The sequence below is a fragment of the Thermobifida alba genome, assembly GCF_023208015.1.
Lineage (GTDB): Bacteria > Actinomycetota > Actinomycetes > Streptosporangiales > Streptosporangiaceae > Thermobifida > Thermobifida alba.
Window position 1 is genome coordinate 3,442,818 of sequence record NZ_CP051627.1, and the last position, 13,645, is coordinate 3,456,462.

The following is a 13,645-nucleotide window of genomic DNA, read 5'->3' on the forward strand; positions in this document are numbered from 1 at the left end:
ATGCTGCGGATCGCCTGGCAGACCCTGCGCAGGAGCAGAGCCGCGTTCGTCGGCGCGTTCGTCGCGCTGCTGTGCGGGGCCGCGGTCCTGACCGCTTCGGGAGTGCTGCTGGAGTCGGGCCTGCGCGCGACGGTCGCCTCCGAGCGCTACGCGGGAGCGACCCTGGTGGTCGGCGCGCAGCGGTCGCTGCGCCCGCCCGGAGGGGACGTCACCACCGAGGTGCGCCTCCCCGAACCGGTCACCCTGTCCGAGGAGGTCCGCGCGGCGATCGCAAAGCTGCCCGGGGTGGACTCGGCCGTCGGCGACTACCGGGTGGCGGCGGCGGTGCGCGCGCCCGGCTCCGCGACGCGCCCCGCCGCCGTGTCCGGCCACGGCTGGGGATCGGCCGCCCTCACCCCGCTCGAACTGGTCGACGGCCGCGCCCCGGAGTCGGACTCCGAGGTCGTCCTGGACGCCGGCACCGCGGCGGCGGCCGGGCTGGGTGTCGGCGACGACGTCGAGATCACCGTCCGGTCGGTGCCGTCGCTCTACCGGGTGAGCGGGATCTCCTCCCCCGCCGGAGGCGTGGCGTTCCCGCGCACCAGCCCGGTCTACTTCACCGACCGGGAGGCCGGGCGGCTCTCGGGACACGCCGGGCACTTCGACGCGGTCGGAGTGATCGCCGCGGACGGCGCCGATCCCGAAGCGCTCGCCGAGGCGGTGGCGCACGCGGCGGACACCCCGCTCACCGTGCGGGAGGGAGCCGACTCCGGTGCGCTGGAGTTCGCCGACGTCGGAGCCTCGCGCAGCCTGCTCGTGCTGGTGTCCTCCGCCTTCGGCGGCACCGCCCTGCTGGTCGTCGTGCTCGTGGTCGGCACCACCCTGGGGCTCTCCGTCGACCAGCGCCGCCGCGAGTTCGCGGTGCTGCGCACGCTCGGCTCCACCCCCGGCCAGATCCTCCGCCTGGTCGCCTCCGAGGCCCTGCTGGTGGCGCTGGTCGGCGGCGTCCTCGGCTCCTGCGCCGGATTCGGTCTCGCCGAATTCGCGCGCGGGCTGTTCGTCCGTCTCGGGGCCCTGCCGGCCGACCTGCCCCTCGCCTTCTCCCCCCTGCCCGTGCTGGCCTCGGTGGCGCTGACCGCGCTGGCCGCCGCGGCGGGCGGGCTGGCCGCGGCGGTCCGTCCAGCCGTGGCCGGCCCGGTCGAGGCACTGCGTGAGTCGGCGTCGCCGCCCCGGGACACGCCCCGGTGGCGACGGACGGTGGGCCTGGTCTTCCTGGTCCTGGGGCTGAGCACCGCGATGGTCCCCGTCACGGTGCGCGGCGAGCTCGGCGCGGCCGGTACCGGGAGCGCGGCGCTGCTGCTGGTGGTCGGCGTCGCGCTGCTGGGGCCGTTCCTGCTGCGCCGCCTCCTCGCCCCCGCCGCCGCCCTGCTGCGCCGGTCGCGGGTCAGCGGCTTCCTCGCCGCGGCCGCCACCGAGGCGGGCCTGCGGAGGCTGAACGCGTCGGTGACCCCCCTGGCGCTGGCGCTCGGCTTCACGGTGACCCTGGTGTACTCCCAGAGCGTCGTGGCCGCGACCGCGCAGGAGCAGGCCGACCGGGCGCTCGTCGCCGACCTGGTGGTCGCCGACACCGCCTCGGGCGGCCTGGCCCCCGAGGTGGTGGACGCGGTCCGCTCCGCCCCCGGCGTCGCCGCCGTCACGGAACTGGTCGACACCACGGTGTTCGTCCCCTACCGCGTCTTCGACGACGTGGACCTCGCGACCTGTCCGGCCCGGGGACTGCGCGGCGCGGACCCGGCCGCGACCGTCGACCTGGAGGTGGTCGACGGCGACCTCGCCGACCTGGAGGGCGAGACGTTCGCCCTGGAACGCTCCAGCGCGAACCTGATGGGCCTGCGGGTGGGCGACGAGGTGGAGGTGTGGCTGGGCGACGGCTCGGAGCGGACCCTCCGCCTGGTCGCGGTCTACGAGCGCGGCATGGGCTTCGCCGCGGTGACCGTCCCCCTGGAGGTGCTGGACGGCCACACCGCCGCGGACGCGCCCACCCGGCTCCTGGTGCGTTCCGACGGCGATCCGGAGGAGACCGCGGCCGCTCTCGGCCGGCTGGCGGAGGAGTATCCGACGGTGTCGGTCACCGACCGCGCGCAGGCCGCCGAGGCGTCCCGCACCGAAGCGGAACTGGCGGCCTGGATCAACCTGGCGGGCCTGGCGATGATCGTCGCCTACCTCGCCATCGCGGTGGTGAACACGCTGGTCATGGCGACGGCGGGACGTGGCCGGGAGTTCGCCCTGCTGCGGCTGGTCGGTCTGACGCGCGGCCAGGTCATGCGCGTGGTGTGGGTGGAGGCGCTGCTGTTCGTGGCCGTGGCCGTCCTGCTGGGCACGGCCGTCGCGGTGGTCCCGCTGGGCGTGCTGAGTCTCGCCTTCCTCGGCGGGCCGCTGCCCGCCGGCCCCCCGTGGGTGTACCTGGGAGCGGTAGCGGCCACCGCTGTGCTGGGCCTGGTGTCGGTGCTGCTCCCCGCCCGGCTGGCGATGCGCGCCGAACCGGTGGAGGTGATCGCCCTGCGCGAGTAGCCGCCCGGACCACCGGCGTGTCAGCGGCCTGTCAGCGGCCTGTCAGGCGGGGCGGCCAGGGTGGGGACCGGACGACCTCGGAGGTGTTCGATGACACTCGCTGTCCAGGCGGAGGGCCTGGTGAAACGGTTCGGAACGGTCACCGCCCTGGCGGGGGTCGACCTGGCGGTGCCCGCCGGTTCCATCATCGGCGTACTCGGCCCCAACGGGGCCGGGAAGACCACGACCGTACGCATCCTGGCGACCCTGCTGCGCCCCGACGCGGGGGCGGTCCGCGTCGCCGGGTACGACGCGCTGCGCGACCCGGTCCTGGTGCGCGGCGTGATCGGGCTGACCGGCCAGTACGCCTCGGTGGACGAGGAGCTGACCGGTTTCGAGAACCTGGTGCTGATCGGCCGGCTCCTGGAGCTTCCCCGGCGGGAGGCCCGGGCCCGCGCCACCGAGCTGCTGGAGATGTTCGACCTGGTCGAGGCGGGGTCCCGGCCGATCAGGACCTACTCGGGCGGTATGCGCCGCCGCATCGACCTGGCGTCCAGCCTCGTGGGCCGCCCCCGGGTGCTGTTCCTGGACGAGCCCACGACCGGCCTGGACCCCCGCAGCCGCACCCAGTTGTGGCAGGTCGTGCGCTCCCTGGCCGCGGAAGGCACGTCGGTGCTGCTGACCACGCAGTACCTGGAGGAGGCCGACCAGCTGGCCGAACGGATCACCGTGATCGACCGCGGCCGGGTGGTCGCCGAGGGACGCCCCGAGGAGCTGAAGCGGCGCGTGGGCGGGCAGACCCTCCAGGTGCGGCCGACCGACCCGGCCGACCTCCCCCGTGCCGCGCGCATCCTGACCGAACTGACCGGTGCGCGCCCCGGCGTCGACGAGGAGAGCGGGCTGCTCACCACGCCGGTGGACGACCCGGTGCTGCTGTCGGCGCTGGTACGCCGTCTCGACGAGGCCACGGTCGGCGCGGACGAGCTGGCGCTGCGGCTGCCCAGCCTCGACGACGTCTTCCTCTCCCTGACCGCCCGCCCCGCCGCGGAGGCCGAGGAAAGGACCCCGGCATGACCGCCGCCGCCACCGCCGCGGGGTCCGCCGCGCCGCGCCGGATCGGCGTGGTGCGCGCCGTCCGCCACGGACTCACCCTCGCGGGGCGCAACATCCGCTTCGTCGTCCGCTCCCCCTCGACCCTGGTCGACACCGTCATCCAGCCGGTGCTGTTCCTCGTGGTGTTCGTGTTCCTGTTCGGCGGCGCGATCGCCGGGGACTGGCACGACTACCTCCAGCAGCTCACCCCCGGACTGATGGTGCAGATCACCCTCTACGCCAGCGTCGGCACCGGGCTGGCGCTCAACACCGACATCACCAGGGGGGTCTTCGACCGGTTCCGCAGCCTCCCCATCGCGCGCTCCGCGCCCCTGGTGGGCGCGGTCCTGGGCGACGTGGTGCGCTACGCGATCGCGGTCGGCGTGCTGCTCGCACTGGCGTTCCTGCTGGGGTTCCGGATCCGCACCGACCCGCTGTCCGCGCTGCTCGCGGTGGCTCTGGTGATCCTGTTCGGGCTGACCCTGTGCTGGCTGTCGGTACTGGTGGGGATGGTCGCCAGGACACCGCAGGCGGTTCCGGGCATCACCTTGGCGGTGATCCTGCCGCTGACGTTCGGAAGCAACATCTTCGCCGCGCCGGAGACCATGCCGCAGTGGCTGGGCGCGTGGGTCGCGGTCAACCCCGTCACGCACTTCGTGGACACCACGCGCGGGCTGCTGCTCGGCGGGCCGACCACCGGGCCGCTGCTGGCGAGCCTGGTCTCCGTGGCCGTGCTGCACGCCGTCCTGCTCCCCCTGGCGATCCGCGCCTACCTGCGTCGCTCCCGTTGACTTCGCGCTTCCGCCGCCCCGGGCGGGCCCTGCCCGGGGCGGCACACCGAAAGGACGTTTCCGTTGTCGACCGTGCGCTTCACTCCCGACGACATCGCCCGGATCCGCTTCTCCTCCGCCACCTACCCGGCCGTCGAGGCGTTCTTCGCGGCGGAGCTCCTGCACCGTCTGCCCTACCGGCCGCGTCCGGGCAGCTGGACCCACTACGTCCGCAGACGGCTGGCCACGGTGCCGAACGTGCAGGCCGCCCTGGAGCGGACCGTCTCCCTCGGCGGCGAACTGGTCCCCCTGCTGTACGGGAACGGCGACTGGGAGCAGGCGCGCGTCGTCACGCAGTGGCCGAAGCGGCTGCACGGGCCGATGGAAGTGCTGTCGGAGGTGCTGCGGTCGGGGATCCACCGCTACTGGCCCAGTGTGCGCAGGCTGCACTCGCGCGCCTACCGGGCCGCACGCCGGGTCTCCGCCGAGCGGGGCGTCGCCGCGCTGCTGGAGTCGACCGGCGAGGGGGTGCGCTGGTCGTCGGGGAGCCTGTTCGTGGACGACGGCGAGGAGCGCGAGGTCTTCTGCGAGGGGCAGGGCCTGGTGCTGACGCCGTCGGTGTTCCTGACCGACAGGCCCCGGCTGTTCACCTGGCGGAAGGGCGACGGGAGACCGCCGCGCTGCCTGCTGGTCTTTCCGGTGTGCCCGCACGGCCAGGCGGTCAACGCGCTGACCGTGGACTCCGCCGAGGTCCCCGAGGCGCTGTGCCGCCTGCTGGGCCGCACCCGGGCGGCGGTGCTGGCCTCCCTGACCCAGGGCTGCTCCACGCTGGGGCTCAGCAGGAAACTGCACATCTCGGCGACGACGGTGAGCGAGCACACCTCGGTCCTGCGCTCCTCGGGGCTGATCACCACCACACGCGCCAGCAACAGTGTGCGCCACCTCACCACGGCGTTGGGGACGACGCTGCTGAACGCCACGGCGCAGCCGCAGGAGATGTGGTGTGCCAAGTGCGAACCGCAGGCCGGGCAGCTCCTGGGACGCCCCGCCTGACCGGGGCGCCCCGGCGGTGTCCGGAGGCCGGGACGGGGGCCTCGCGCCCCCTCCCGGCCTCCGGGGCTCCCGCGCGCGCCGTTGAGCGCGAAAGCCCCCGTGGTCCCGTCCGGGACCGGGCCTCAGCCGCCCATCGCCTCGATGAGGCTCTTGGGCCGCAGGTCGGTCCAGTTGCGCTCCACGTACTCCAGCGCCTCGGCCCGGCTGCTCTCGGAGAGCACGACCTCCCAGCCGTCGGGGACGGCCGCGAAGGCGGGCCACAGGGAGTGCTGGCCCTCCTCGTTCACCAGGACCAGGAAGACGCCGTTCTCGTCGTCGAAGGGGTTGCTCATCGGTTGTTCCTCTCCTCTGTCGGCTCTCAGCGGTTCCCCGGCCGGCCGGCGCCGAAGCGCGCCAACCCGCCCAGGTTTGCGGCGAACTCCTCCGCCAGGCGCTCGACGGTCGAGCGGCGGTGCAGGTTCGTCGAGTAGGTCCAGGAGAACTCCATGCGGCCGCCGACCACGCTCCCGGTGACGTCCAGAGCGGTGGTCCGCGCCTCCTGCGGCGCGTGGTCGTGTCCGGGGGCGGGCAGGAAGCGCCGGTAGAGCCCGCCCGCGCCGTCCAGGGCGTCGAACCGCCCCAGGTAGTTGAAGGACACGGGGACGGGCGGCATCGCGCGGAGCGGGGCCGTGTGCTCCCCGGTGTCCAGGTACCGCAGCGCGCCGAAGCCGATCCCGCGGTGGGGGACCGCGCGCAGCCGCCGCTTGACCGCGTTCGCGGTCCGCCGCCAGTCGGCGTCGACGTCGATGTCGAGCAGGACCGGGTGGACCGTGGTGAACCAGCCGACCGTGCGCGCCAGGTCGACGTCGTCGAACAGCTCCTCGCGGCCGTGCCCCTCCAGTTCCACGAGCACCCGGGGCGATCCGCTCCACGCGGCCAGCGTCCGGCCGAGCGCCGCCAGCAGCACGTCGTCGATCCGGCCGCGCAGGAGGCCGGGGACCGTGTGCAGCAGGCGGGCCGTGGCGTCCTCCGGCAGCGCGACGGTGACGACGTCCTGTGCGGCGACGGTGTCGACCCCGTCGGGGAAGTCCAGGGGCAGCGCGGCGGCGGGGTCCGCGGCGGCCTCGGCGACCCGCGTCCAGTGGTCGAGTTCGGCGGCGAAGCCTCCCCGGCGGGTGTGCTCGGCGAGGCGGACCGCCCAGTCCCGGAAGGAGGTGGTCCGGGCGCCCAGGTCGGGGGTGCGGCCGTCGGCGAGCATGCCGTGGGCCGCGGCCAGGTCCTCCAGGAGGATCCGCCAGGAGACGCCGTCCACGACCAGGTGGTGCGCCGACAGCAGCAGACGGGAGCGGCGGTCGGGTCCCGCGTCGAACAGCACCGCCGTCATCAGGGGCTCCTCGGCGAGCCGGGACGGGCCGCGTTCCCGCCGGGCGGCCTCGGCGACCGCGGCGTCCAGTCCGTCGCCGTCCAGTCCCGCCGCGTCCACCACCCGGAACCCGACCGCGGGCCCGTCCGGTTCGGGAAGGTGCTGCCGCCAGGTCCCGCCGCTCCGTTCGAACCGCGCCCGCAGCATGTCGTGGTGGTCGGCGACCGCCGCCACCGCCCGTTCCAGCAGAGCCGGATCGGTTCCCGCGGCCAGCTCCACGAGCAGCGACATGTCGAAGTGCCACGGTGCGCGGGGGTGGGTGTCGAAGAACCAGTGCTGGATCGGGGTGAGCGGCACCTCACCGGTGACCGGGCGCCCCCTCTCCTCCGGTGCCGCGGCGCGGTCCCCGGTGGGCTCCAGCGCGGCGGCGAGCTCGGCGACCGTCTGGTGGAGGAAGACGTCCTTGGAGGTCATGGCCAGTCCGGCGCGGCGGGCGTGCGAGACCATCTGGATGGTGAGGATGGAGTCGCCGCCCAGGTCGAAGAAGTTGTCCTCCACCCCGATCCCCGTCACCCCCAGCAGGTCCTCCCAGATCGCGGCGAGCGTCCGCTCGGTCCCGGTCCGCGGGGGCGTGTGGCCGCCGCCGAACGCCTCCCGGTCCACCTCCGGCAGTGCCCGGCGGTCCACCTTGCCGTTCGCGTTCAGCGGCATCTCGTCGAGGAGCACCACCGCGGCGGGCACCATGTAGTCGGGCAGCACCTCCCGCAGCCGCGTCCGCGCCTCGGCGGCGTCGGCCACCGCGTCCTCCTGGTCGGGGTCGACCTGCGCGTAGGCGACCAGGCGCCGGGCCCCCGGGGAGTCGGTCCGCACGACGACGGCGGCGTCGCGGACTCCGGGCAGTGCCGCGACGGCGGCCTCCACCTCCCCGGGTTCGACCCGGAACCCGCGGATCTTGACCTGGTCGTCGGAGCGGCCGAGGAACTCCATCTCCCAGTCGGCCGTCCAGCGCACGACGTCGCCGGTGCGGTAGAGCCGCCCGCCGGTGGAGAACGGGTCGGCCACGAACCGCTGCGCGGTCAGGTCCGGGCGGCCGTCGTAGCCCCGGGCGACGCCCTCACCCGCCAGGTAGAGCTCTCCCGGCACCCCCGGCGGTACGGGGCGCAGGAAGGCGTCCAGGACGTGGGCGCGCACCCCCGGCATCGGACGGCCGATGAGGGGCCGCTCCCCCTTCCGGATCGGCCAGTAGACGCTGTTGACCGTGTTCTCGGTGGGCCCGTAGAAGTTGTAGGCGGACCGCACGCCGCCGCGGTTCAGTGCGGCGAGGAGTGCGCCGTCGAGCGCCTCCGCGCCGACGGTGAGCACCCGCGGCCGGTGGGCCGCGTCCGAGAGCAGGCCCGCCTCGACGAGTTGGGCCAGGTAGGACGGCGTGGTGTCGAAGTAGTCGACGCGGTGCTCGTGGAGGTAGCGGCGCAGCGCCTCGGCGTCCATCCGCGTGTCCTCGTCGATGACGTGCAGGTGGTGGCCGCACAGCAGCCACACCAGGGGGTCCCAGGAGGCGTCGAAGGACCAGGACGCCAGGTGGGCGGCGGTCAGCTCCGGGTCCGCGGTGGTCTCGGGGACCGCCGCGCGGTAGCCGTGGACCATTCCGCGCAGGTTCCGGTGGGTGACCACCACGCCCTTGGGGAGGCCGGTGGAGCCGGAGGTGTACATGACGTAGGCGGGGTGGTCGTCCAGCAGCGGGCGGACCCGGTCGGCGTCGGTGACCGGCGCGTCGTCCCGCCCGGCCGTCTCCGCCCGGACGGCGGGGTCGTCGAGGACCGCCACGGGCGTGCCGTCGCCGAGCAGGTCGGCCAGGCCCTCCCCGGTCTCCCGGGAGGCCAGCACGAGGGCGGGTCCGGCCTGCGCGACGATGACGCGCACCCGTTCGGCGGGGTTGGCGGGGTCGACGGGGACGTAGGCCGCGCCCGCGCGCAGCACCGCGAACAGCGCGGTCACGGCGTCGGCGGTGCGCGGCAGCAGGAGGGCGACCCGGTCGCCGGGGCCGATCCCCCGGTCGGCGAGCCAGCGGGCCAGCCGGTTGACCCGGCGGTCCAGCTCCCCGAAGGAGAGCGTCACCGGTCCGGCGGTCAGCGCGGGCCGGTCGGGGTGGGCGCGCGCGGTCTCCGCCAGCCCGTGCAGGACGTGTCCGTCCCCGGTGTCCAGGGCCGGGCCGCGGGACGCGGCGCGCAGGGCCGCGTGCTCCTCGGCGGTGAGCGGGTCCAGGTCGCGCAGGCGGGCGCCGGGGTCGGCCGCGAACCGGGCGAGCAGCGCGCACAGGTGTCCGGTGAACCGGTCGATCGTGCCGGGGTCGAACAGCGCGGTGTCGTACTCGACGGCCCCCAGGAGCCGGCCGTCGCGCTCCGCGAAGTCCACGCTGAGGTCGAACACGGAGTGCTGCCGGGTCAGCGGGTGCTCGACGGCGGCCAGCCCCGCGAACTCCCACCGCTGCTCGGGGGCGTTCTGCAGGGCCACGGCGGCCTGCACGAGGGTGGGCCGGGAGGGGTCGCGTTCGGGGGCCACCGCCTCCACCACCCGCTCGAAGGGGACGTCGGCGTGCGTGAACGCCTCCAGCAGGGTGGCGCGTACCGTGCGCAGCAGGTCCTCGACGGTGCCGGACTCGTCGACGCGGGTACGCACCGCCAGGGTGTTGGTGAAGAACCCGACGACGTTCTCCAGTTCGACGCGGTCGCGGCCGGAGGTGACGGTGCCGACGGTGATGTCGTCCTGGCCGCAGTAGCGGGCGAGCAGCACCTGGACGGCCGCGGTCAGCGTCATGAACAGCGTGCCGTCGTAGCGGCGGCCGAGCGTGCGCAGCCCCGCCAGGACGTCGGCGGGCACCTCGAAGCTCCGGGTGGCGCCCGCCGTGCCGCGCACCGGGGGCCGCGGACGGTCGGTGGGCAGTTCCAGCGGGACCGCGCCGTCGAGGTGCTCCCGCCAGTGCTCCAGGCCGCCGGCGAACTCGGCGCTGTCGAGGTAGCGCTCCTGCCACACCGCGTAGTCGGCGTACTGGAGGGGAGCGGGGTCCAGCCCCGCGCGGTCGGCCAGCCGGTCGGCGGACTCGCCGGGATGGGCGGCCGCCGCGCTGTAGAGGGCGCCGAGTTCGCGGGTGAGCACCGACATCGACCAGGCGTCCGTGACGATGTGGTGGAGGACGAGCAGCAGCACGTGCTCCTCTTCGGCCGTCCGCGCCAGCAGCATCCGCACGGGCGGTCGCGCGTCGAGTTCGAAGGGCGTGTTCACCTGTTCGGCGAGCCGCCGTTCCAGTTCGGCGTCCCGGTCGGGGTGCGCCGACAGGTCCGCGACCTCCAGGGGCGCGCCCGCCGGCGGGTGCACCACCTGCACGGGGCGGCCGCCGCGGTCGTGGAAGGTGGTGCGCAGCGCCTCGTGCCGGTGGACCAGCGCGTCGAGCGCGGTCCGCAGGGCCGTGGCGTCGAGGGGGCCGGTCAGCCGCAGCGCGCCGCCGGAGTTGTACTCGGCTCCGCCCGACTCGTAGCGGTCGAGGAACCACAGGCGGCGCTGCGCGGCGGACATCGGCAGCTCCCCGTCCCGGGGGACGGGGGTGATACGGGACACCGGTCCGGCGGTTCCGGCGGAGCGCAGCGCCTCCGCGAGTCCGGCGACGGTGGGGCGGTCGAAGACGGTGCGCGGGGGCAGGCGCACCCCGAAGACGTCGGCGATCCGGGAGACCAGCCGGATCGCGCCGACCGAGTCGCCTCCGGAGCGGAAGAAGTCGTCGTGGACGCCGACCTCCGCCACGCCGAGCAGGTCGGTCCACAGGTCGGCGAGCCGCTGTTCGGTGTCGTCGCGCGGGGCGGTGTACCCGGCGCCGCCGCTCCAGTCGACGGCGGGCAGCGCGCGGCGGTCCACCTTGCCGTTGGCGTTCAGCGGGATCGTGTCGACGGGGACGACCGCGGCGGGGACCATGTGGTCGGGGAGCACGTCGGCGGCGCGTTTCCGCAGCAGTTCGGGGTCGGCCGCGTCGTCGGTCGCGGGCACCGCGTAGCCGACCAGCCGCCTGCCGAGGGGGGTGCGGTCCACGACCACCACCGCCTGGGCGATCTCGGGCAGGGCGGTGAGCGCGGTCTCGACCTCCCCCGGCTCGATCCGGAACCCGCGGATCTTGACCTGGTCGTCCACACGCCCCAGGAACTCCAGCTCACCGTCGGCACGCACCCGCACCAGATCCCCCGACCGGTACATCCGGGCCCCGGGAGGACCGAAGGGATCAGCCACGAACCGCGACGCGGTCAACCCCGACCGACCGTGGTACCCACGCGCCACCCCCTCCCCCGCGATGTACAACTCCCCCGACACCCCCGCACCCACCGGACGCAGCCAGTCGTCGAGCACGTACACCCGGGTTCCGGCCACCGGGTCGCCGAGGGGCGGTGCCGTGTCGCCGCTGAGGGGGGCGCTCATGGTGGCGCACACGGTCGCCTCGGTGGGGCCGTAGCCGTTGAACACGCGCCGTCCCGGGGCGAACCGCGCCACCTGTTCGGCGGGGCACGCCTCACCCGCGACGATCAGGTCGGTGACCGGGCCCAGGTCGTCGGGGGAGAGGCCGGGCAGGACCGCGGGCGGCAGGGTGACGTGGGTGATGCGGTACCCGCGCAGCACGGCGGGCAGTCCGTCGCCGAGGACGCGGTCCCGGGGCAGCATGACCACGGTGCCGCCGTTGAGGAGGGCCACGACCAGCTCGGCGATGGCCGCGTCGAAGCTGGGGGAGGCGAACTGCAGCAGGCGGGTTCCGGGGCCGACCTCCATCCGCCGTCCCTGGGTGTGGGCGAGGGCGGCGATGCCGCGGTGGGTCACCACCACCCCCTTGGGGGTCCCGGTGGAACCGGACGTGTAGATGACGTAGGCCGCGTCGTCCAGGCCCGTCCCGTCGGCGGCGGGCGCGGCCTCCCCGGTGGTCCTCTCCTCGTCCGGGCGCAGCACCGCGGTCCCGTCCGGCACCCGGTCGGCGGTGCGCGCGTCCGCCACCACCAGCCGGGCCCCGGCGTCCGCCACCATGAACTCCAGCCGCTCCCCCGGATACGCCGGGTCCAGCGGCAGGTACACGCCCCCCGCGCGCACCACCGCCAGCAGCGCCACCACCGAGTCCGCGCCCCGCTCCAGGCACACCCCGACCCGGTCGCCCCGGCCCACGCCCCGCGCACGCAGCCCCGCGGCCAGCCGCTCCACCCGTTCCGCCAGCTCCGCGTAGGTGAGTTCACGCTCGGCGTCGACAACGGCGACGGCGTCGGGGTGGGCGGCGACCACGTCGGCGAACAGGTGCGGCAGGGGACGCGGCGCGGGAGCGGGCGCTCCTGGCCGGATTCCCTCCGCCTCGTGGGAGGGGCCGGTCCGGTGCAGCGGCCGCGGATCGCGCACCGCGGCGAAGACCGCACGCAGGTCCGCGGTCAGCGCCTCGACGGTGGCGCGGTCGAAGATCTCGGTGTTGTACTCGACGGCAGCCTCGATCCCGTCGTCCCGGGGGTGGAACTCGGCGGTCAGGTCGAACACCGAGTCGCGGCGCCGCACCGGGAACGGCCGGGCGTCCAGGCCGCCCAGCGAGGCCGGGGCGTCGCCTCCGGCGTTCTGCAGCACCACCGCGGCCTGCACCAGCGGTGGGACGGCCGGGTCGCGTTCGTCCAGCACCGCGTCCACGACGACGTCGAACGGCACCCCGGCGTGGTCGAGGTCGGTGAGCACGTCGTCGCGGACGCGTTCCAGGAACTCACCGAAGGAGAGCCGCTCGTCGACGGTGCCGCGCAGCGCGACCGTGTTGACGAAGAACCCGACGGCGTCGTGCAGGCGCGGGTCGTCACGGCCGGCGGTGACCGTGCCGAGCACCACGTCGTCGGCGCGGGTCCAGCGCGCCATGGCCAGGCGCATTCCGGCGACCAGGACGGTGAAGAGGTTCGCGCCGTGCTCGCGGGCGGTCTGCTCCATGGCCGCGGCGGTGTCGGCGGGGATTCGGAAGGAGACCGAGTCGCCGCTGCCGCCGCGCACCGGCGGGCGGGGCCGGTCGGTGGGGAACTGGAGGGGCTCGGCTCCGGCGAGCCGGTCGCGCCAGTAGGCGACGGACCGCTCGTGGCGCTCGCCGCTGAGCCGGCCGCGCTGCCAGGAGGCGTAGTCGGCGTACTGGAGGGGAGGGTCCGCCAGTGACGCGGCGGCGAGCAGGTCCGCTCCCCGCAGGCCGGGGGCGGCGGCGGCCGCCGTGTACAGCCGGTCCAGTTCGCCGCGGAGCAGGCCGATGGACCAGCCGTCGGTGACGATGTGGTGCATGACCGCGAGGAGCACGTGCCGGTCGGCGGCGACGCGGACCACGTGGAACCGCAGCGGCGGCCCGGTCTCCAGGTCGAAGGGGCGGGCGTAGCACTCGTCGACGAGGGCGCGCAGGGCCTCCTCGCCTCCCGGGGGTGCCGGCACGACGTCGACCGCCGCGTCCGTGGGCGCGTGCACGACCTGGACGCCTTCGCCGTCCACCTCGTGGAAGGTGGTGCGCAGCGACTCGTGCCGGTGGACCAGGGCGGTGGCCGCCCGGCGCAGCGCGTCCTCGTCGAGGCCGCCGCGCAGGTCGAGGGCGAAACCCGAGTTGTAGTCGGTGCGTCCGGGGTTCATCCGGTCGAGGAACCACAGGCGCTGCTGGGCGTGCGACAGCGGCAGCGGGGCGTCCCGGGACACCCGGGGGATCTCCGCGGTGCGTTCGCGCCGCGCCGCCAGTCGCCGCCGCATCTCCTCCTGGAGCCGGGTCCTGGTCGCGGCATCGGTCTGACCGGTGCGATTCGTCGCGCGGTCGACGGTCATGGGGTCTGCTCCTCCGCTGGTGGGGTCG

6 protein-coding genes are annotated in these 13,645 nt (G+C 75.1%); 4 read left to right on the forward strand and 2 right to left on the reverse strand.

The genetic code is table 11. The features are described from left to right. The 4 genes from FOF52_RS15220 to FOF52_RS15235 all read left to right on the forward strand — a co-directional run bounded on the left by FOF52_RS15220 (position 1) and on the right by FOF52_RS15235 (position 5,444). On the forward strand, positions 1-2,550 hold the full coding sequence (locus tag FOF52_RS15220) for an ABC transporter permease (RefSeq protein WP_248590623.1): 2,550 nt from the start codon (positions 1-3) through the stop codon (positions 2,548-2,550). Positions 2,551-2,640: 90 nt separating this feature from the next. Continuing rightward, a complete protein-coding gene (locus FOF52_RS15225) occupies positions 2,641-3,603 on the forward strand; it encodes an ATP-binding cassette domain-containing protein (protein WP_248590624.1) in 963 nt (320 codons plus the stop codon). After that, the gene (locus tag FOF52_RS15230) at positions 3,600-4,412 is read left to right on the forward strand and encodes an ABC transporter permease (protein WP_248590625.1); all 813 of its coding nucleotides are present in this window, start codon (positions 3,600-3,602) and stop codon (positions 4,410-4,412) included. The genes FOF52_RS15225 and FOF52_RS15230 overlap by 4 nt, the downstream gene beginning before the upstream one ends. Positions 4,413-4,475: 63 nt before the next feature. Then, entirely contained in the window at positions 4,476-5,444 is a 969-nt protein-coding gene (locus tag FOF52_RS15235) for an ArsR/SmtB family transcription factor (protein ID WP_248590626.1), read from the forward strand. 122 nt (positions 5,445-5,566) lie between these two features. On the opposite strand, the gene FOF52_RS15240 is transcribed toward FOF52_RS15235, so the two are convergent. Together FOF52_RS15240 and FOF52_RS15245 are read right to left on the reverse strand one after the other, a co-directional pair. Continuing rightward, positions 5,567-5,776 carry an MbtH family protein gene (locus tag FOF52_RS15240; protein WP_248590627.1) on the reverse strand — a complete coding sequence of 70 codons (210 nt, stop codon included), beginning with the start codon at positions 5,774-5,776 and terminating at the stop codon, positions 5,567-5,569. Between the two features lie 26 nt (positions 5,777-5,802). After that, positions 5,803-13,617: a non-ribosomal peptide synthetase gene (locus FOF52_RS15245; RefSeq protein ID WP_248590628.1), complete on the reverse strand. Its 7,815-nt coding sequence runs from the start codon at positions 13,615-13,617 to the stop codon at positions 5,803-5,805. Positions 13,618-13,645 lie beyond the last annotated feature (28 nt).

Excerpts from the sequence above, each read along its gene's own strand:
- FOF52_RS15230 (WP_248590625.1), top strand. The coding sequence starts at position 3,600 with ATGACCGCCGCCGCCACCGCCGCGGGGTCCGCCGCGCCGCGCCGGATC.
- FOF52_RS15245 (WP_248590628.1), bottom strand. The coding sequence starts at position 13,617 with ATGACCGTCGACCGCGCGACGAATCGCACCGGTCAGACCGATGCCGCG.
- FOF52_RS15225 (WP_248590624.1), top strand. The coding sequence starts at position 2,641 with ATGACACTCGCTGTCCAGGCGGAGGGCCTGGTGAAACGGTTCGGAACG.
- FOF52_RS15220 (WP_248590623.1), top strand. The coding sequence starts at position 1 with ATGCTGCGGATCGCCTGGCAGACCCTGCGCAGGAGCAGAGCCGCGTTC.
- FOF52_RS15240 (WP_248590627.1), bottom strand. The coding sequence starts at position 5,776 with ATGAGCAACCCCTTCGACGACGAGAACGGCGTCTTCCTGGTCCTGGTG.